23 protein-coding genes, 1 tRNA gene and 1 pseudogene are annotated in these 18300 nt (G+C 67.9%); 8 read left to right on the top strand and 17 right to left on the bottom strand.

The features are described from left to right. The first annotated feature begins 120 nt into the window (after positions 1–120). Positions 121–1283 (top strand): IS3 family transposase gene (locus tag ACGFR7_RS09995; protein WP_393315624.1). Its coding sequence is split into 2 segments (ribosomal slippage): positions 121–405 and positions 408–1283, totalling 1161 coding nucleotides; the frame shifts between segments, so codons are not numbered across the junction. A 756-nt stretch (positions 1284–2039) separates the two neighbouring features. Here ACGFR7_RS09995 and ACGFR7_RS09990 read toward each other — a convergent pair. Next, positions 2040–2113: transfer RNA gene (locus tag ACGFR7_RS09990), tRNA-Gly, on the bottom strand. A gap of 302 nt (positions 2114–2415) precedes the next feature. Here ACGFR7_RS09990 and ACGFR7_RS09985 point away from each other — a divergent pair. From ACGFR7_RS09985 to ACGFR7_RS09970, 4 genes and pseudogenes are all read left to right on the top strand, one after another. Further along, positions 2416–2574 carry a hypothetical protein gene (locus ACGFR7_RS09985; protein WP_016573140.1) on the top strand — a complete coding sequence of 53 codons (159 nt, stop codon included), beginning with the start codon at positions 2416–2418 and terminating at the stop codon, positions 2572–2574. 151 nt (positions 2575–2725) lie between these two features. Continuing rightward, entirely contained in the window at positions 2726–3301 is a 576-nt protein-coding gene (gene dcd / locus ACGFR7_RS09980; protein WP_129295524.1) for a dCTP deaminase, read from the top strand. A gap of 84 nt (positions 3302–3385) precedes the next feature. Continuing rightward, positions 3386–3610, top strand: a pseudogene (locus tag ACGFR7_RS09975) (phosphoribosyltransferase); the annotation flags it as partial. Positions 3611–3822: 212 nt separating this feature from the next. Beyond that, on the top strand, positions 3823–4320 hold the full coding sequence (locus tag ACGFR7_RS09970) for a phosphoribosyltransferase (protein WP_393315620.1): 498 nt from the start codon (positions 3823–3825) through the stop codon (positions 4318–4320). 63 nt (positions 4321–4383) lie between these two features. Here the strand turns inward: ACGFR7_RS09970 and ACGFR7_RS09965 are convergent, their stop codons facing one another. The 8 genes from ACGFR7_RS09965 to ACGFR7_RS09930 all read right to left on the bottom strand — a co-directional run bounded on the left by ACGFR7_RS09965 (position 4384) and on the right by ACGFR7_RS09930 (position 9597). Then, complete coding sequence (locus tag ACGFR7_RS09965) at positions 4384–4830, bottom strand: hypothetical protein (protein WP_393315617.1); 447 nt, start codon at positions 4828–4830, stop codon at positions 4384–4386. A 12-nt stretch (positions 4831–4842) separates the two neighbouring features. Further along, positions 4843–5643, bottom strand: coding sequence for an aminoglycoside phosphotransferase (locus ACGFR7_RS09960; protein WP_393316515.1), 801 nt, complete (start codon positions 5641–5643; stop codon positions 4843–4845). An 89-nt stretch (positions 5644–5732) separates the two neighbouring features. Next, on the bottom strand, positions 5733–5900 hold the full coding sequence (locus ACGFR7_RS09955) for a hypothetical protein (RefSeq protein ID WP_393315614.1): 168 nt from the start codon (positions 5898–5900) through the stop codon (positions 5733–5735). A 13-nt stretch (positions 5901–5913) separates the two neighbouring features. Further along, positions 5914–7035 (bottom strand): radical SAM protein, encoded by a 1122-nt coding sequence (locus ACGFR7_RS09950; protein ID WP_393315611.1) that lies wholly within the window; start codon positions 7033–7035, stop codon positions 5914–5916. Further along, positions 6998–7825: a hypothetical protein gene (locus ACGFR7_RS09945; RefSeq protein ID WP_393315608.1), complete on the bottom strand. Its 828-nt coding sequence runs from the start codon at positions 7823–7825 to the stop codon at positions 6998–7000. Before ACGFR7_RS09945 ends, ACGFR7_RS09950 begins: the two co-directional genes overlap by 38 nt. Then, positions 7822–8250, bottom strand: coding sequence for a hypothetical protein (locus ACGFR7_RS09940; RefSeq protein ID WP_393315605.1), 429 nt, complete (start codon positions 8248–8250; stop codon positions 7822–7824). The genes ACGFR7_RS09945 and ACGFR7_RS09940 overlap by 4 nt, the downstream gene beginning before the upstream one ends. A gap of 281 nt (positions 8251–8531) precedes the next feature. Beyond that, positions 8532–8732 (bottom strand): DUF397 domain-containing protein, encoded by a 201-nt coding sequence (locus ACGFR7_RS09935; RefSeq protein WP_362603234.1) that lies wholly within the window; start codon positions 8730–8732, stop codon positions 8532–8534. Between the two features lie 10 nt (positions 8733–8742). Beyond that, entirely contained in the window at positions 8743–9597 is an 855-nt protein-coding gene (locus ACGFR7_RS09930; protein WP_393315602.1) for a helix-turn-helix domain-containing protein, read from the bottom strand. A gap of 250 nt (positions 9598–9847) precedes the next feature. Between ACGFR7_RS09930 and ACGFR7_RS09925 the strand changes: the two genes are divergently transcribed. From ACGFR7_RS09925 to ACGFR7_RS09915, 3 genes are read left to right on the top strand one after another with little or no spacing between them, the layout of a single operon-like run. Beyond that, positions 9848–10288: an ATP-binding protein gene (locus ACGFR7_RS09925; protein WP_393315599.1), complete on the top strand. Its 441-nt coding sequence runs from the start codon at positions 9848–9850 to the stop codon at positions 10286–10288. Further along, positions 10285–10476: a hypothetical protein gene (locus ACGFR7_RS09920; protein WP_393315596.1), complete on the top strand. Its 192-nt coding sequence runs from the start codon at positions 10285–10287 to the stop codon at positions 10474–10476. Before ACGFR7_RS09925 ends, ACGFR7_RS09920 begins: the two co-directional genes overlap by 4 nt. After that, positions 10473–10802, top strand: a complete 330-nt coding sequence (locus ACGFR7_RS09915; protein WP_393315593.1) for a hypothetical protein — start codon at positions 10473–10475, stop codon at positions 10800–10802. The genes ACGFR7_RS09920 and ACGFR7_RS09915 overlap by 4 nt, the downstream gene beginning before the upstream one ends. 132 nt (positions 10803–10934) lie before the next feature. Here ACGFR7_RS09915 and ACGFR7_RS09910 read toward each other — a convergent pair whose 3' ends face one another. The 8 genes from ACGFR7_RS09910 to ACGFR7_RS09875 form a co-directional block, all read right to left on the bottom strand. Further along, entirely contained in the window at positions 10935–11273 is a 339-nt protein-coding gene (locus tag ACGFR7_RS09910) for a hypothetical protein (RefSeq protein ID WP_393315590.1), read from the bottom strand. Continuing rightward, complete coding sequence (locus ACGFR7_RS09905; protein ID WP_393315587.1) at positions 11270–11533, bottom strand: hypothetical protein; 264 nt, start codon at positions 11531–11533, stop codon at positions 11270–11272. Before ACGFR7_RS09905 ends, ACGFR7_RS09910 begins: the two co-directional genes overlap by 4 nt. An 81-nt stretch (positions 11534–11614) precedes the next feature. Then, positions 11615–12409 (bottom strand): peptidoglycan-binding protein, encoded by a 795-nt coding sequence (locus tag ACGFR7_RS09900; protein WP_393315584.1) that lies wholly within the window; start codon positions 12407–12409, stop codon positions 11615–11617. Positions 12410–12483: 74 nt separating this feature from the next. Next, complete coding sequence (locus tag ACGFR7_RS09895) at positions 12484–14070, bottom strand: phage tail protein (protein WP_393315582.1); 1587 nt, start codon at positions 14068–14070, stop codon at positions 12484–12486. A gap of 36 nt (positions 14071–14106) precedes the next feature. Then, a complete protein-coding gene (locus ACGFR7_RS09890) occupies positions 14107–14835 on the bottom strand; it encodes a hypothetical protein (RefSeq protein WP_393315579.1) in 729 nt (242 codons plus the stop codon). Beyond that, a complete protein-coding gene (locus ACGFR7_RS09885; RefSeq protein ID WP_393315576.1) occupies positions 14835–15935 on the bottom strand; it encodes a hypothetical protein in 1101 nt (366 codons plus the stop codon). The genes ACGFR7_RS09890 and ACGFR7_RS09885 overlap by 1 nt, the downstream gene beginning before the upstream one ends. Before the next feature lie 12 nt (positions 15936–15947). Then, the gene (locus tag ACGFR7_RS09880; RefSeq protein ID WP_393315573.1) at positions 15948–16964 is read right to left on the bottom strand and encodes a hypothetical protein; all 1017 of its coding nucleotides are present in this window, start codon (positions 16962–16964) and stop codon (positions 15948–15950) included. Between the two features lie 14 nt (positions 16965–16978). Next, complete coding sequence (locus ACGFR7_RS09875; RefSeq protein WP_393316512.1) at positions 16979–18292, bottom strand: phage distal tail protein; 1314 nt, start codon at positions 18290–18292, stop codon at positions 16979–16981. Between the last annotated feature and the right edge of the window lie 8 nt (positions 18293–18300).

Raw genomic sequence — 18300 nt, 5'->3', positions numbered from 1 at the left:
CTTCGGCCCCGGCTGCTGCTTCCCTGCTCGCCCACCCAGAACTTCCCGAACGGGCCTGCTGCACGATCGGGTGACATCTGAACTGGCTTGCCCTGTGGGGCGGGTGGGAAGGATGTCGCTGTGCCCAAGCCTTATCCGGAAGAGTTCCGCCAGGATGTCGTACGGGTCGCGAGGAACCGCGGCCCGGGCGTGACGGTCGAGCAGGTGGCCGCCGACTTCGGAGTGCACGCGATGACGCTGTGGAAATGGATGCGCCGCGCGGACATCGACGACGGGACAAAGCCCGGAACGACCAGCCAGGACAACGCGGAACTACGGGAAGCGCGTCGGCGGATCAAGCTGCTGGCGCAGGAGAACGAGGTTCTGCGCGGGGCCGCGGCCTACCTGTCGCAGGCACATCTGCCGGGAAAAGGATCTACCCGCTCGTGAAGGAGCTGGCCGCCGGCGGAGTTCCCGTCACGGTCACGTGCAGGGTCCTGAAGCTCGCCAGACAGCCCTACTACCGCTGGCTCGACCGGCCGGTGACCACTGCCGTACTGGAGGAGGCTTACCGCGCGAACGCACTGTTCGACGCCCATCGTGAGGATCCGGAGTTCGGTTACCGCTTCCTTGCCGATGAAGCCCGCGACGCGGGGGCGGTCATGGCCGACCGGAACGCGTGGCGGATCTGCCGTGACAACAGCTGGTGGAGCGTGTTCGGCAAGAAGCGCGGCAGTATCAAGAAGGCCGGCCCGCCGGTGTACGACGACCTCGTCTGCCGTGACTTCACCGCGACCGGCCCGAAACGGCTGTGGCTCACCGACATCACCGAACACGCCACCAGCGAAGGCAAGTTGTATCTGTGCGCGATCAAGGACGTCTTCAGCAAGAGGATCGTCGGCTACTCGATCGACACGCGGATGAAGTCCCGCCTGGCCGTCACAGCCCTGAACAACGCTGTTGCCCGGCGTGGACACGTCGCCGGGTGCATTCTGCACAGCGATCGCGGATCGCAGTTCCGGTCACGGAAGTTCGTCCGGTCACACGAGGGCCACGGGACGAGCGGATCGATAGGAAGGGTCGGGGCGGCAGGCGACAACGCGGCCATGGAGTCCTTCTTCAGCCTGCTCCAGAAGAACGTGCTCGACCGTCGATCCTGGGCCACCCGCCAGGAACTGCGAATCGCTATCGTGACCTGGATCGAGAGGACCTACCACCGGCGCCGCAGACAAACCTCGCTCGGCCGGCTGACCCCCGTCGAATTCGAGACCGTCATGACCACACCGGCCTCCCAGGTCGGGTGACCGAACCTGTCACCCAAACCTGCACCAGACCCGTCCCCCTTGTATGGCGGTGCTCAGATGCTACAAGCCACGCGGGAGGAACTGGTCGAGGCCCTGGCCGCCTCCGCGGCCGAGTCCACTGCCGTGGCCCAAGCCAAGGCGCACCTTCGGGCGTATCTCCTCCGACGGCCGTGTAGCCACAAGCACAACCCCCGGCGCAATCCCGCGCTGGGGGCGTCACGCGCTGACACTTCTCGTGACCAACCCACTGACGTTCTTTTGTCCGACGACAGTTGGGTCTGCACAGGGCAACTGGATCTTGCGTACTGCTGCGACTTCATACGGTGCGCAGTTGTGAGCCTGGGCGGTCGCCGAAGACGCACGGTAGATCTGACCAACCGTGGCCCTTTCGCGCAGCCGATCCTTCACCGCGCTGGTGACGGCCACGGAGCAGCGCAGCCTCCAGCGGGATCAGACAGCTGTGTTCTCGACGGAGTGGCGTTCGCCGTCCGTAGCGCGGGCAGGGGGTCGGACGAACTCCCTTGTCAAGAGCGCATTTTGCATCCGCAATCTCACGACACCTCAGGCGTAAGTGACCCAAGTCACAGAAATTACGTCTCGCTATTCGAGAAGGCTGACCCTCAAGGTGCCCGGCGCGGTGCGGGAGTACGCGTAATTCACGCCCCAGTCAGCGGATAGGGCTGGTGGAGGGCTGGCCGACCCCGAAATGGTCTAGGCAACAACTAAGCCCCAGGCCGATGACCTGGGGCTTCCGTATGGAGCGGGTGACGGGAATCGAACCCGCGCTCTGAGCTTGGGAAGCTCATGTTCTACCATTAAACTACACCCGCGCAATTCCGCCTCGGCTTGAGGGCGGAACATCGTCGCACACTCTACCCCATTGCCGCCTCGCGGTGCATTTGGCGTGCCCGGACGCGGTGTGCGGGGTGGTCGGTGGGGGCGTGGGGGTCGGTGTGGCGGGTGTGAGGTGTGGGTGTTTCCCGGGTGGGGTGCGGGTGTCCGGCCGGGGGGATGCGGGTGCCCGGTGCGGGAGTTGGGGCGTACGGTGGGGCCTCGGAGTGCCGCGTGTGAGGGCGCCCAGTTCATCCCCTAATGTGGCTTTTGTTGTCCACGCAGTTGGGAGAGGGACTTGATGGAGCGCACCGTCGTACGTTGTGCCGAGGGCCACGTGTTCAGCACCGCTTCGTTCCCCATGCAGACCACCGACCGGCTCGGCCCCGGACGGCTGTTGCGCTGCCCGCGCTGTGCTCGGCTGCGGCACTCGGTGCCCGTCGAGCACGCCAAGCGGTAGCGATCAAGAAGACAGGAAGAGCTGCGCCGCCCCGTGCGCGGGGCGGCGGCAGAGCAAGCACGACGAGGAGTGGGCAGGGCCCGGCTTCCCAGGTGGGGAGCCGGGCCCTCGTCGTGCGAGGGCGGCCGGGCGGGCGCGTATCCTCATCTGCGTGCTTCTCTCAGACAAGGACATCCGGGCCGAGATCGACGCTGGTCGGGTGCGCATCGACCCCTATGAAGAGTCGATGGTGCAGCCGTCCAGCATCGACGTGCGGCTCGACCGCTATTTCCGGGTGTTCGAGAACCACCGCTATCCGCACATCGACCCCGCCATCGAGCAGACCGACCTGACGCGAGAGGTCGTGCCCGAGGGCGATGAGGCGTTCATCCTGCACCCGGGTGAGTTCGTGCTGGCCTCGACGTACGAGGTCATCACGCTGCCCGATGACCTGGCGTCCCGGCTTGAGGGCAAGAGCTCGCTGGGGCGGCTGGGGCTGCTGACGCATTCGACCGCCGGGTTCATCGACCCGGGCTTCAGCGGGCATGTGACGCTGGAGCTGAGCAATGTCGCCACGCTGCCGATCAAGCTGTGGCCGGGGATGAAGATCGGGCAGCTGTGTATGTTCCGGCTGACCTCGCCGGCCGAGCACCCGTACGGCAGCGAGAAGTACGGCTCCCGCTACCAGGGGCAGCGCGGGCCGACGCCGTCCCGGTCGTTCAAGAACTTTCACCGGACGCAGGTATGACACAGCCGCTCCGGTGTGGGGGGCGCGCTCGACAGGGCGGGCGCGTGGCAGAGGGTGGGCACACGGAAGGTCTGAGAGAGATACGTGAGTGACGTGCGGGAGAACCTGACGTACGAGCGGTTCGGCGGGGCGATCCGCGAGCTGGCGCAGACGATCGCCGATGACGGGTACGAGCCCGATGTCGTGCTGTCGATCGCCCGTGGCGGGGTCTTTGTCGCGGGAGGTCTGGCGTACGCGCTGGACTGCAAGAACATCCACCTGGTGAATGTGGAGTTCTACACCGGGGTGGGGACCACTCTGGTTGTCCCGCGCAAGGGGCGGTGTAGCCATCACCGGGACTCGCTCGGGATGACGTTCGTGGTGCCGAGTAAATCACAGTGCGTGGCGCCTAGCCGTAAGTCTCGCTCGATCTCTCGCCCGGGGGTCCGGTGCCGTGCGGCGGTAGCCGTCCGAGGCGGCGCCCGCGGGCGCACCTGCGGCCGTATCTGACTCCCACCGACTGAGACCTGCGAGGGGCACCCATGAGCGATGTGCGCGAGAACCTGACCTACGAGAAGTTCGGCGCCGCAGTGCGCGAGCTCGCCCAGACCATTGCCGACGATGGGTTCGAGCCTGATGTCGTGCTGAGCATTGCGCGAGGCGGCGTGTTCGTCGCCGGCGGTCTGGCGTACGCGCTCGACTGCAAGAACATTCACCTTGTGAATGTCGAGTTTTACACGGGAATTGGCGAGACTCTCGAAATGCCCGTTATGTTGGCTCCGGTCCCGAACGTGATTGATTTCTCGAATAAGAAAGTCTTGATCGCGGACGACGTCGCCGACACGGGTAAAACGCTGAAGCTGGTACACGACTTTTGCCTCGATGCAGTGGCCGAGGTTCGATCCGCCGTGATTTATGAGAAGTCGCACAGCCTTGTTAAGTGCGAGTATGTGTGGAAGCGCACGGATGATTGGATTAATTTTCCGTGGTCAGTTCAACCGCCCGTCGTGCGTCGCGACGGGCAGGTGCTCGACGCCTAAGACGCGATGGCGCCCGCCGGCCCTTGATTACGAGGGCCGGCGGGCGCCGTTTTGGAGCGGTCCCTACTGCTGCTTCTGTAGGATCTCGGCAAGCTCGGGAATCTGCTGTTTCGGAAAGTGCAGCAGTGCGGCGTCGCTGAATCCGTCCGGTTCGAGCGGTACGTTCATTCGCCATGATCCAGGGCGCCATGGGTGGCGGATGCGTTCGCCGAACTCTGGTGTCTCGGCGAGCATCGCCACAAAGCGCATGGCATCCGGAATCGGGACTTTAAGCAGCGCCCATCCGCGGTGGTACTCGATGAACGGATCACCCCCGTATCCGAGCGTGCTCGTGCGCTTCTCTCGGACGCCGGCGGTCGCCTCTCCTACATCCTGGCAGCAGGCGCTCGTCGCGTAGCCGAGGCGCCAGAGATCACGGACGATGGGCGCCATTCCCTCGTCGATCTGGACGCGCTCGCCGGCGGGAGTGGTGAGTGTCTCGTACGGGTGAATGGTTGGGTCGGTCGGCATCGTGCCCCCTCGTCAGGCTTGGCGGTAGGCGAGCCACTGCTGCGCGGCGTCGGCCAGTGTCCGTTTCCACGCGACCTCCGGGGAGTCCGCGGCGATGCCCGCCCAGAGCCGTTGCTGCGCGGCGGCGAACACGTCGAGAGCGCGCGTGGGAGCGGTGGACCATGCCGGAGTCTTGGCGGCCCATAGCTCGGCGTCTTCCGGGGTATGTCCGGCGGAGACGAGCCAGACCACCCAACAGGCGGCGTCGATCCATGCCGCTCCGCGCGTCGGCCATGCCCAATCGACGATGCGTGCGACGTTGTCCACGATCAGGACGTTGTCGGGTGTCCAGTCGGTATGCAGGACGGTGTCGCCGCGCAGCAGTGCGGCGTCGTCTGGGTGGTCGACGTAGTCGGCGAACCGCTGCTCGATCTGTTTCAGCTCGACGTCGGCGGGGGCGCGGACGCTGGCGAGCGTGATGATTGCCTCGGCGACGAGAGGAAGGTCGTCGCTGCCCGGGGTGTAGTCCGCGGGGCGGCCGTCGAGGTGCTCGAATCCGAGCAGATGCCACTCGCCATCGTTGATGGTCCACAGCAGGCGCGGAGCGAGCGGGGCGACGTAGGGGTTGATGGTGGCCTCGCGCTGCTGAGTCCACACGCGCGGGTGGTCGCAGCGCAGTCCCTTGACGAAGACGCGGCCGGCGCTCGTATCGAGGGTGGCGGCGAGCTCGCTGTTCAACCCCTTGTCGGTGCTGGTGGTCGCGTAGATGGGGCCGGTCCGTGCGGCGACGGCATCGCGGGTAGCGGTCGGAAGGTCATCCCAGTGCATTCTCATGGTCACCACGGCGGGAGTGTAGGGCTCGGAAATGGGCGAGGCCGCCCGCACGCGGCGGGCGGCCTCGGTGTCGCACTGCGCAGGCTGGCTTAGTACGGGTTGTCGTTGCCGCAGCCGCGCATCACCTCGTTGCCGGCGAGGCTGTCGAGGTCATCGACGAGCTCGATCTCGTCGTCGACCTCGGGCCTGCCGATGATCTGCACGGGGACGGGCTTGTTCGCGACGGCGGCGGGCGCGGTCGCTACGGGCGGTGCCATGGCGGTCTCCTTCTCATGCGTGTTGGCAGTACCGGTCCAGGGACGAGCCGGCCTTGCGGTACAGGTTCACGAGCGGCATACAGGTGGTGCACGTCTTCTGTAGAGCGCAGCCACTGCATCCGCTGTGACGCTGTAGCGCTCGGTCGGAGATGCCCCCGAGCCGGGCGAGACCCGCGACCCCCTCTTTCAGGAGTGGAATCGGATGGTCGCGGGAGACTTTGCAGACGGTCGCCAGACCGAAGGGATTCACGTTCAAGGACGTGTGGCCGGCGTCGCATCCGGTGAAGGGTGTTCGGTTGTGCAGGTACTCGGGTGCCTGCTGCGCGAGCGGTTCCGAGTCGCCGGTGAAGGTGGGCGACATGTGGGTGTACTCGCGGACGCGGGAGGCGAATCGTTCGGCGAGTGCTCGCATGGCGGGTGCCTCGTGCGCGTTCTTCTCAGTGATGACCACGCTGAGAGATAGGGGCAGGCTGGCCTCGCGCGCTGCGGCCAACCCGCGCATGAATTTCTTGAAGGCGCCGCGCCGATTCGTGAACCGGTCGAACGTCTCCTCGGTCGCGCCGTAGACGCTGAGCGTCACGCGGTAGGGGCGCCGGGTGGTGAGCAGGTCGAGCATGTGCGGGCGGAACAGAGTCGACCCGTTCGTGAGGATCTCCACCATCATGCCGAGGTCGTAGGCGAGCGCGTACGTCTCGGGAAAGTGCCTGTCGATGGTGGCCTCGCCGCCGCCGAGCTCGACCCAGAGAACGCCGGCGTCACGCAGGATGCGCAGCAGCCGCGCGCGAGCCGGCCACGCGAGGCCCTCGTGCCGCTTGGCGCCGTACACGCAGTGATCGCACGCCCAGTTGCACCCGTTGTTCACTTCGTACGAGGCGCGGCCGTGTCCGTACGGCGAGGGGTCGCGTATCAGCAGCGACTCGCGCGCTGGACGGTCGGCGAGGTCGAGTCCCCATCGGCGGCGGGCGGCGCTGTGAAGCCAGGCAGGTAAGGGCGCCCCGGTACCCGCGCGTTGCTGCAACTCCAAGTAGTGATGCCCCTTGATCTTCACGCCGCTGGAGTCGCCCGGGCGCAACACGAGGTGCTCGTCGAGAAACGGACTAACGATCAGATCGTGCGTGCGCGTGGGCGCGTGCATGGTTCCCCCATGTCAGCGTGAACAGAGTCAGGGTGTGCAGGGCGAGGCGGTCGGGGGCCCATCGACGCCACAGAGCCTCGAACTCGCGGTCGGCGCTCGGGAAACGTAGAGCAGGCGCTGCGCGGCTCGCCCACGTGCGCAGGGCGAGGTCGCCGTGCGGGTAGATCGAGTGATCGTTCGTGAAGTCGGCGGCTGCTACTGCCGCTGTGGTGGTGTCAATGCCGCGGACGCCGGCGAGATGTTGCACGAGGGGCTCGGGGGCGAGCTGCTGCCATTGTTCGGCGCACGAGCGGTAAGCCTCGGCGGCCGAGCGCAGGGCGTCGCGAGCAGCGGCGGCCCCCACGGCTGCGAATCCCTCGTCGGATACGGCGAGGCAGCGCTCGGGGGTCGGCACGAGGGACATCGGGCCGGCGAACGTGTCGACGGTTCGGCCGTATGCGCTGTAGTAGGCCCGGTGCGTCTTCCGCGCTCGTGTGACGGGGGTGCCTTGTCGCAGCAGGGCGGTTGTGATCGCGTCCCACAGCGAAGGATTCGTGAGCCGTTGGACTGTGCCCAACCGCATCAACTCATCGACGAGCGGCTGCGTTTCGTCCTCGTAGGGCAGGCGGACCGGTGACGTGTAGGCGACGGGTGGCGCGTCCATGCGGGCGGGGTCCGTCGGGCGCATGACGAGGGTCTCGTCGGACCAACGTGCCACCCATGCAACGCCGTTGTGCTCGACGAGCCGCACGGGCTCGCCGGCCGGTGTCTCATCCCACCCGAGGTGGTCGGTGTTGATCGTTGCACTCACGCGCTCGTCCCCTCATGCGGGCAGTTGGTCAGGCAGAGGTACGTGAGCGGTCTCGCGGACCACTCCGCTACTCCGCCGCTGTTGAGTACGACGGTGAACGCGCAGGGCTCGCCGCTCCGGAGAGCGGCGAGTGCTTGCACCCAACCGGACTCGGACCACTCGACCGCGCGTCGCTGCTCGCGCGGGGTCATGCCGAATACGTGGTGCGTACGCAGGCTGACGCGGATCGCGCGGATCGCTGCATGAGGGGTCGGCGCTATGTACGGCGCTGCTGCGATCTTCGGGCGTTCCCCGTCGTGGTGACTGGCCGAGCTGCGCCACAGGACCGTGACGAGAAAGCCGTGCTCGACGGACGCCTCGACGGCCGGGGCCCAGGGCAGCAAGGTTGCCCCGGGTGAGGTTGCGCCCGACTGGCGGTTCTGCATAGCCGCTCTCCTGCCCGTAGCGCCATGATTGCCCCTGCCTGTCAGGGCAGGCAGACAGGGGCAACCTCGGGGGTATCTCCCAACAGGTGTTCAAGCAGGGAGAGTTGCGCGCCGTTGGGCACGGCCTTGCCGAGGGATCGACCCGTGACGGCGACGCAACGCGACCGTAGCGCTACGCCTGGCGAGGCGGCAAGTGTGCCCCGGGGCATACATGCGGATTGGCATATGCAAGTGCCCCCCGCCCGGATCGGACGAGGGGCACGGTTGGGCCCTGGGGGTTGTTAGCTGACGAAGTGGTCGAACTCGCCGTTCTTCGCGCCGAGGATGAACGCCCGCAGCTTCGCCGGCGTGGTGTTCACGATGACGTCGGGGTCGTCGCTTTCGCGGAGGAGGATCTCGCCGGCGACCTCGGCCAATTCGAGGCACTGCTCACCGCCGCCACCGGAGAAGCTCGACTTCTGCCACTTGATTTCGCTGTTCATTCCTTGACTCTCACAGTTCTCTTGCGACGTGGTGAATAAAACTTCGCGACTCTTCGGGGGTAAGTGCTGCTTGCTCGGCAAGATCGAGCAGAGTGCGGTATCGATCCAGGTCTGCGGCTGCATCAAGGAACCCGCCGCCGAACGGGGTGTCGATATGAACAGTGTCGAGCTGCGGTACGGCTCCGCGCGCGTACATCACGGTTTGCGTGACTTCGATGAAGTCCTCGCTCGTGAACGGGATGACGCGCAGGGTAAGGCCGGGCCGCTCGGACACTGACAACAGGTATTCGAGCTGATCGCGAGCGACCTTTCGCCCGCCCACTCTCATGCGCAGAGCGGCCTCGTGCACGATCGCCTCGAACTGTGGCGGGGCGTCGCGCTCCAGGAGGTTGCGCCGCTTCATGCGGTGCTCGACCCGGGCCTGCACCTCGTCGTCCGGGAGGGGTGGGATCACTCCGGCGAACAGCGCGTGTGCGTAGTCCTCGGTCTGGAGGATGCCGGGGAAAGTTACGGGTTGCAGGCACCGTAGGTGCGTTGCGTGGTGCTCAAGCTCGGCGATGTCCAAGAAGCCGGGCGCGAGCACGCCTCGATAGCTGTCCCACCAGTGTTGGCCCCGGTGCTCGCGGGCGATGGCGCAGAGTGCCTCGATCAGGGCGTCGTCATCGCAGGCGTAGAAGACAGCGAGCTTGCGGATACGGTCCTCGCTGACCCCGATGCGACCTGCCTCGATGTGACTGATCTTGGCTTGATCGGTCGAAACCATCCCTGCCGCCTCGCGGGCGGTCTTCCCGGCGCGTTCGCGCAGTTTGCGCAGCTCGCCCCCAAGCCGAGCTTGGCGGGCCGTTGGGTTATCCCTCGGCGGCATGTGTCCCTTCCCCTGTCTGCGCACAGTGTCGCGCGTAACGGTGCCACGGGTCCACCCAGCAGAGCTAGGTCTAGGGGCCTACCTTGCCACGGGGCATACATGCCCCCTATGGTCCTGGCAGCACCGCGCAGCATGCCGGGAAGACCCGAAGTGCAGCCGTCCGTAAGCCCGTTGGGGCGACACGGGTAGCGGCCACGGACACGGACGGCAGCAGCGGCGGCGCTCACGTCCGCGTTGGGAGACACACGACATGAGCACGGTTGAAGCCGAAAGGCTGGCTGCCCGAGAGTCATTCCGCATTAGCGTCCCGAATGGCCTTTCGGCCCCAAAGATCGCCCGCGACATGGTCGCTTATCTGCTCGTTCTGACTGGGCACTCGATTGCCGCTGATACGGCGCGAATCCTGGTTAGCGAGGTCGTGACCAATGTGCACGACCACACCACCACTCTCATCATTCACATTGACGTCTCGGTCGCACCGGCTCACGTCTCGGTGGCCGTCTGGGACAACAAGCCGCACACGCGCCCCCGCCCGTGCAGCACTAGCGACGAGGACGAACAGGGACGAGGGCTGCACCTCGTCGAGAAACTGTCGTCTGCATGGGGCGTCACCTGGCCCCACGATTCGAATCAACTGCGTAAGAGGGTTTGGTTCGCGCTCGACGAGCGCCGAATCGAGGTCGCCGCATGAGTGACGAACGACCGAAAGTCTCGGTATCGCGCGTCGGCGGAGAGCTGCCGATCTGGCTCCACTTCCAGGGGCTCAAGAGCTTTGAAGAACTGTCCACCACACAGGCGCGGCACTTGGTGTTCGATCTTGCCGAGGTCCTCGGCTTACGCGCCTACGATCCCGAGTTGCTCGGGGAGGTAGCCGAATGATCCCCACCGACCGTGTGTTCTGGGGTGTTTTGACCCTCGCCGTAAGCGCCTTACTGCTTGCGCTGCTGGTCATGTGGGCCCTGCTCCCGAATCCGCACCGCGGGTTCACGCCGCCGCCCCTCGATCGGGACGGGTTCACCTACTCCTGCTACTGCTGGCAGGACACCGTACGCGTCACGATCCTTGCCGAGCCCCCGCCCCGCGCCAAGCATGCGCGCCGCGCACGGGCCCCGCTGTACCACCGCATCCGCCCGAACTCGTCTCCCAACGCGAGGGCGGACGGCGGACGGAAGGGGAAGGCAGTTCCCATGCCCGCGGCTGTTTGAGCATGCGTGCACGGTGATCCCCTAGAGAGGGCCCTCGGCGACTCTGCGGCCGTCGAGGGTCCTCTCGTATGCCCTGCAACGACAAAGGCGCCCCCGCTACCGGCACGAGGCCGGTAGCGGGGGCGCATTGCGTCAGGGGGTGTCGTCGGTGAGTTGGCGCGTGCGCTCGTCGACGCGGTCGACGGCGTCGCGCAGGCTGCTGCCGCTGTTGGGGTGCAGCTCGTGCTCGACGCGAGCGAGGCGTTCCTCGATGGCGCCGAGTCGGCTCATGACGCCGGGACGCGCGGGGACGCCGGGGCGCGGGTCGGTGCCCTGCCAGTCGTCGACGAAGTCCTCGACCTTCCCGCCGATGCGGCGAAAGGTTCGGGTGGCGCGCCATGTTAGGGCGAGCGCGCCCGAGATCGCGACGGCGGCGCCGCACCAGATCACAAGAGCGTCGATCGGGTCGACGCCGGTCGTCGCTGTGATCACTCGGTGCGGTCATCCTTCCGGTACAGGGCGAGCAGCTCGTCGTCGGTGCTCGGCTCGGCGCGCAGCCACGCGGGCAGCAGGTTCTCGACGACAGGCAGCGCCATGACTCGTGTGAGTCCGCCAGCGACGGCGAGGGCGACACCTACGCCGGCCGCGGTCTGCGGGATGCCTGCGGCGTCGATGATCAGGGGGAGTCCGGCGGCAAGGCCGAGCACGGTCTGCACAACGGTGCGGATCGTGCGGCGGGCGGCGTCGGTCATGGGGCAGTACCTCTTTCCACAGGGTGGGGACAGGGGGGCGCCCGCCTGCCCGCGGGAGTGCGGGCGGGCGCGGGGGTTGGGTCAGACCTTGGGGACCTTGAGCGCGTCCCACTGCTTGCGGCCGGGCCACCCGTCGCAGAACTGCGGGGCGTCGCCGAGCTTGCGCTGCCACTTCCGGAAGCTCTCGCGGTCGGCGCTGGTCCACTGCGGGCCGGGGCCCTCGCGGTAGGCCGAGCAACCCTCGGCGACGAGGCGCCGGCCCATGGCCGTGACGATCGCCGAGCGCGGGTTCTTCTTGAACCAGTCGACACCGGGGAACGGCTCGTACTTCGGGGGCTTGGGCGGCGTGGTGCTGCCGCCCGGGCGCGGGGCGCCCTTGGTCACCCATGCGTACAGCGGCCCGCCGGGGCAGGCGGTCGCGTATCCGTCGCGATGGCCCTTGATCTCCGAGCCGGCGCCGCCGCTCTTGCGCAGCCACTCGATCGCGTCGCGAAGTCCGTTGAGTTGGGCCTCAGTTGGCTCGGTCAGGCCCGAGTCGCCGACCATGGCGCACACGGAGTAGTGACCGACGTTGAGTGTCTGGTTCCCGTTAGCGCCGGTCTTGCGGTGGGCGCCGCGGCCCTCGTAGACGTAGCCGTGCGGGCAAACCATCGCGTTGTACGCGATGTCGCTGTAATCCTCCTGGCGGTTGGCGAGGTGGCTCGCCTGAATGTCGCGGACGCGGCTGGCGCACAGCCTGTGATTCTCGGCCTTTGCGAGGCTCGCCGGTACGGGCGTGCCCTCGTAATGGATCTTCACGCCGCGCGTGCTGCCGATGTAGGCGAGCGCGTAACGGGACGGTCGGGCGCCCCACTGGGAGCGGGAAACGAACTGCAAGGGTGGCCCTCCTCGGGCATGAGAAACGCCCCGGCCAGTGGGCACGGGGCGTGATGTGGTGCGGGCGGCGCGATCTACGCGAGCGCGGCCCAGAATCGGTTAGCGCCGTTCTCCATCGAGGCGAGCGCGATCGATGCGGGGGCCGAGGCGGCGCCGGCCGAGTAGACGCCGAAGCGGCGTACGGCTGTGTACCCGAAGAAGTTGGGCGGTGCGCCTGCTCCAGACTCCGAGGCGAGCAGCAGCGGGCCGTCGCCGGTCGTGGTGTTGTACTGCAAGCGCCACGCCACGTAGTACACGCCGGCTGTGGCCGAGTACGCCGAGGTAAGGGGCGAGTTGATCGTCGCCCCGCCCGCGGTATGGACCTCGGCCGGTTCGTACGTAGCGGTGGACATGTCGCCCGTCGTCGCTACTCGGGCACCGGTCGAGTTGTAGATCGCTGCCCATGAGCCGGTGGTGAGCCCGCCGGCGTATCCGGTGGCGAACCAGACGATGCGGTTGATCGTGGCGGGGGTGCGCAGGATGACAGCGGTTACCCGTATGGGGCCACTACCGGGGTAGAGGGCGGTGGACTGGCCGAGGGCCGGGTCGAATGCCCACGTGAGCAATCCGTGATCGGTGGGCAACCACTCGCCGCCCCCGAGGGCGTCCACGTAGCTTTTCCGGGCGAGGTGGTTGTCGGCGGTTGGGGCGCCAGTCGACGAGGGGACACTCGAAAACGTCTTGCTGCCCGCGACGGTCTGCGTTCCGGTCAGCAGCACCGCGGTACCGGCGACCTCGGCGCCAACGTCGCCGGCGACGAGCGTTACGGCGCCGGTCTTGCCCGCGACGGACTGCACGGGGATGCCGGCCGGCTGGACGTACCGTGCATCTCCGGCGCTCTGGTCGAGCGCGCCGACGTCGGCGGCGGTGAGTACCACCGCGCCCGTCTTGCCGTTGACCGAGTCGACGGCGCCTCCGCCCGAGCTCGTCGGGAGCTGCGCGGCGGGAATCTTGCCGTCGGCGCCGAGGGTGGCAACGCCGTTGACGGCGCCGGCCGCGGTGGTGGCGAGGGCGCCGACGTCGGCCGCGGTGAGCGTGATCGAGGCAGCGCTCTTGCTGTTGACCGACTGCACGAGGCCAGGGGCCCCGGGCGCACCAGGGGCGCCGTCCTTCCCATCTTTGCCAGGCACTCCCTGCACGCCCTGCGCGCCCGTGGCACCGGTCGCCCCCCGGGGTCCGACGAGTGATGCGAGCCAGTCGGCGGGGGTGCCGCTGAATCCGTCGGCGATGGCGACCTCGTACGCGCTCGCGCCCGCAGGGCCGCGCGGTCCCTCTGGTCCGACAACGGGTATGTAGTTCGGTTTGCTCGGGTCGGTGGGGGCGATGTCGGCGAGGTCGACCTGCGGCTGCGCGGCGGGTAGCAGGATGTTGTACGAACGGCCGGTCGGGATGCCGGCGAGTTGTTCCGCGACGGTGTACGACCACCCCGACGGGTCCATGCTCGGAGCGTCCGACGCGGGAAGGGTCGCGCTGATCTGCCCCTGTGCGTCGAGCTGCGCGACAACGGGACCGCCGAGGATTACGTCGGCGTCAGGAAAGGTGATCTGCGCCGGCGCGCGGAAGGTGACCGATCCGGAGAGCGGCCGGCCATCCGGTGAGAGGAACCTGCCGCGCACAGTCACGGTAGGGATGGACTCGGGCAGCACGTGCGAGCGCTCCTAGTTGGCTTCGGATTGGGTGATGGTGTTGACGCCCCACAGCGCGCGGACACGCAGGGAGCAGACGCCGGTACCCGCGGTTCGCTGCGCCCACATCACGACCGACACATCGCGGCCGTAAGGAAAGTCGGCGGCCGGTAGCACGACGCGCTCGTTTACGTCCTTGACCGTGGCCGAGCTGCTGAGTGTCCACGTTGGCCCGTACTGGACGTTCCCGATCTTCATCACTACCTGCGCGGCCGTGCCCGATGGGCCGGCCAATTGCAGGTTGACGCGCAACACCTTGTGTTGCGTGAGCATCTGCCCCGAGTAGAGGGCGAATTCGTCGTCGTTGGTGAACTGGATGAACGGGGCGCAGGGGATCGGCACCCACGGGCGGCCGAGGTGCCCATCGGCGAAACCGTCATCCATGACGATGACCTCGCCGGCGCGGTTGAACATGCGCACCATCTGTCCACCAGTGTCGACGTCGTCGCCGACGGTCAGAGCAGCCGTGCCGTTCTCCCGAGCCATGCCCACGGCCCAATCGCCCTCGGGCGTCTGGCCGGTCAGGAAGATTCGGTTCCCGTTGGGGGCCTGCGCGATGATGCGGCCACCCTCGCCGATGACGATGTCACCGTGCAGGATCTTGTCGAGGGCCGGTCTCATTTGTGCGCGGCCGGTGAGCTCGCGCACCTGCCGCTCAAGCGCGCGGACGCGGTCGAGCAGGTCCTGCGGTACAGCAGCCACTAAGCGGCCTCCAAATACAGGCGAGCCGACTCTGATCGGCCGCGCTCGGGCGGGGATATGGCCAGTCCGACCACGCGATACCGGGCGTTGAGCGTGTCGGGGTGCCATAGGTCACGGATGCGTAGACGCACGGTCGAGCCGAGCAGGGCAGGCGAGACCAGCGCGCGGGACATGTCGACGGTGACCTCGGGGATCGTGGTTCCCGCCCGGGCGGCGGCGAGATCGGCCGCGGCGTGTGCATCGAGGGTGGCCTGATCGATGACGGTCGAGTAATCGCTGCTGCCGTCGAGGCGTGGCCATCCGTCGTCGATGTCCTGCTCGGCGAGCTGTAGCGCGCTCATCAGGGGGACGCTGTCCGCGGCTTGGTTCGCATTGTCGGTCGAGCCGCGGCTCTGCCATGCGTTCGCGCGCACCGTGGCGTCGACGGGCCACGTGTACGAAAGGATCGGCCCCGGGTGGTCGAGGACGATCTCGCTGTGCCCGGTCCTGATCTGTGGGGAGCCAAGTTGCAGCCGCTTGACGCGGCGGCCGTCGCCGTTGCGGTACGAAGCGATGCGCCACTCGAAACCGCCCTCGACGCTGCCGAGTTGGTCGAGCAGGTCTCGGACGGCGGGCAGGTCGTAACGGCTGTATGTGCGGTCGCGGAGTGCTCCCGAGACTTCCGTGCCGTACTCGATGCCGATGTCGCCGCCGGGGGTGTTCTGCACGTAGTCGATCAAGCCTCGGGCGATGTCGTACTGATCGGTGCCGGTCGAGGTGAGCGTGTCGTACAGCAGTCGGTGCGATAGGTAGGTGTCCCAGGTTCCGGCCTGTATCTGTACGGCGAGAAACCCGCGGGCGTCGGAGGTGAGAGAGGCGGTCCACAGCACGCCGCCCCACCAGATATCGCGTCCACGTTCGAGCCATACCGCGGTGCGCCCGGGCACGATGCTGGCTCGGGCACGGGCGGCGATCGCAGCGTTCGGTATGGGCACGGTGCCGGACATCGAGCCGGCCTTGCCGATGTAATCGTCGAGGCTGACTTGCTGCACGGGTAGCGCGTCGAGGACTTGGTCGCTGCGCAGGTCACACAACAGCAGTCGGTATGGGGGAGAGATCATGCGCACCCCCCATCAGCCAAGGATGAAGGTCCCCGACGTGCGTAGGTTCCGGTCGTTCTTGAGCGCGCCATTGCCCGACCACGTCCGCAGCGTGATCACGCCGGCGTTGGACAGTCGGGCGGCGCCCTCGCCGAATCCATCGGATACGGACAGTTCGGCGTCGATGGCGGGGCGCCACCCCGTGGGAAGGGTGCCGATTACCTCGTCGTTGATGTTGCCGGCGGCCAGTACGTCGAGCTGCGCCCCCTTGCGGGTCACCTCGACGAGGAACGAACAGATACCCGCGGCGCCGTTGCGGCGTGCGGTGTAGGTGTTCAGGGTGTAGCCGCTCCCTACGCTGAAACCGGCGGTCGAGGTCTCGACGGCGAGGGGCGGGCGGTAGGTCTCCCACCGGGCGGCGCTTGCGTTCCAGCGTTCGAGGGTGCCGTCGACGTCGCGGTACTGCCCGTCATAGCTGCCGGCGAACGAGGTCCCCCAGCCGCGCGGGATGATTCCGCCGTACGAGCTTGTGAAGCGTCGGCGGTCGGCGAGCGCGCTTGTCCAGTTGATCCCGCCCGTTCCGGCCGATGCGCCGGCGGGAACCGTGATGGACCACACGCGCAGGGTCGCCAGGGGCAGGGTCGGCTCGGTGGGCGAGGGCGCCGGCGTCCCGGTGAGAAGCTCTACCGAGATGGTTGTCTGCCCGGGCGCGGTCGGATCGAACAGGCCGTCGCGCACGCGCAGCACGATGGAGTCGATACGGGGGTTCTGCGCGTCGCCGTCGGTGACGGTGAGCGTCTCGGGCACGGTCACGGCGACCGGATAGGCGCCCTGTGCGGTGGTGCCCTGCACCAGGGCGCGGCCGACGCCGAGCTGCACTTGCATGGCGCCGGCGCCGGTTGCCATGAGCGGGGCGCCTCCGGCGATCACGCCGTCGCGGGTCGTCAGTTCGCCGTCGGGTGCCATCGTGCCGAGCGGGGCGAGTCGGGTGTCGGTGCGGGTCTGCCCGTTGGGTGGTCCGGTGAGCAGCCACGCGGCGCGCACGGTCAAGTTGGCGCCCCTCCTTACCAGTAGGCCGAGCGCCACCGGACGGTGACGGATGCGGCGGGGTCGGATGATCCGGGCGCGGCCCGGTACGCCATATCCGCGGTTCCGGGCCAGAGCGCGAACGACTGCTCGGGCACGCTGCGGGCGGTGGCGGTGTAGAGGCGGGACGTCGTCGCGTTGAGCGTCACCGTGCCCTCGGCGGTGTCGACGGTGAGCACGTCGCCCTCGGCGAGGTCGAGGTCGTATTCGAGGACGTCGCCGCTCGTGACGTTGGTCAGGCTCGGCATGGATACGGGGCCGCGGAACTCGATCACGGGGTGCGCGGGGGCGCCGCCTCTGTTGGTTGCGGTGAGGGCGCCGGTACTGCCGGGCGGGCCGAAGTCGTACGGCTCGGCGAGTCCCTCGGCGCCGAGTCCCGGTATGAGCAGCCGAGAGGGGCCGATCGTGGCGGTTGCTGGCGAGGGCACGGTCGCCCACTGCATGACCGGTCGTACCTGTGTGGCACCGGCCGGTGCCGTGCCGGTGACCTGCCCGCGGGTGCCCGTGGTGCCGGACACGTAGGCGCCGGCGTCGTCGAGCCAGTGGAACAGGCAGATGGAGCCGGCCGGCGGGGCGTCGGCGAGGAACGTCGCGCGCTGCCCTGCGTCGATCGGGAATCCGGAGAACAGGCCCGGGCCGATGGTCCAGGCGAGGCCGGCCTGCGCCGCGGTGATCGTGGCGGTAAGGGCGCCGGCGCTGTTGCCCAACGTCATGCCGGACATGGCCCAGAACGACGAGGCGGCCGAGGCGCGGCCGGCAGCCTGCTCGTCGGGGAACTGCTGTTGCGAGGGCTCGGCGTGCCAGTCGAGGCCAGGCTCGGCGATGGGAAGGGTTGCCCGCGCGCTGCGTTCGAGCAGCTCATACCGGCGCGGGTCGGATGCGGTGAGCTGTAGGGCGGCGCCGGTGATGGTGCCGACCCGGTACCCGAGCTCGACGGGTACGGCGCGGTTGGTCACGCGCACCCATGCGAGCAGCGGTCCGCGCTCGTCGATCTGGACGACGAGGGACTGCTCGCCGTCCATGACGCCCGTGGCGGTGCCGAGCTGCTGCACGACGCCGCCGATTTCGTCCGGGCGGGCGCGAATCACGATGCCGTCGAGGGTGACGACGCGGGGCTGCGCGAGCAGCCGTCCGAGTATCGCGCCGTGCCCGTCCGCCCGGTTGACACTGCCCGAGTCGAGGGCGGGAAGGTCTTCCCATCCGGACAGGGAGCGCCACCGGTAGGGGGTGCCGCGCCCGAGCAGCAGTTCGCCGAGCTGCACGTGCCCGGGCGCGGTGACGCGGTCGCCCATCGCCACGG

The sequence above is a fragment of the Streptomyces sp. NPDC048516 genome (genome assembly GCF_043199875.1).
In the GTDB taxonomy this organism is placed as follows: Bacteria; Actinomycetota; Actinomycetes; order Streptomycetales; family Streptomycetaceae; genus Streptomyces.
Note: the sequence above shows the minus strand (reverse complement) of the source record. Positions and strands in the feature narration are given on the sequence as shown.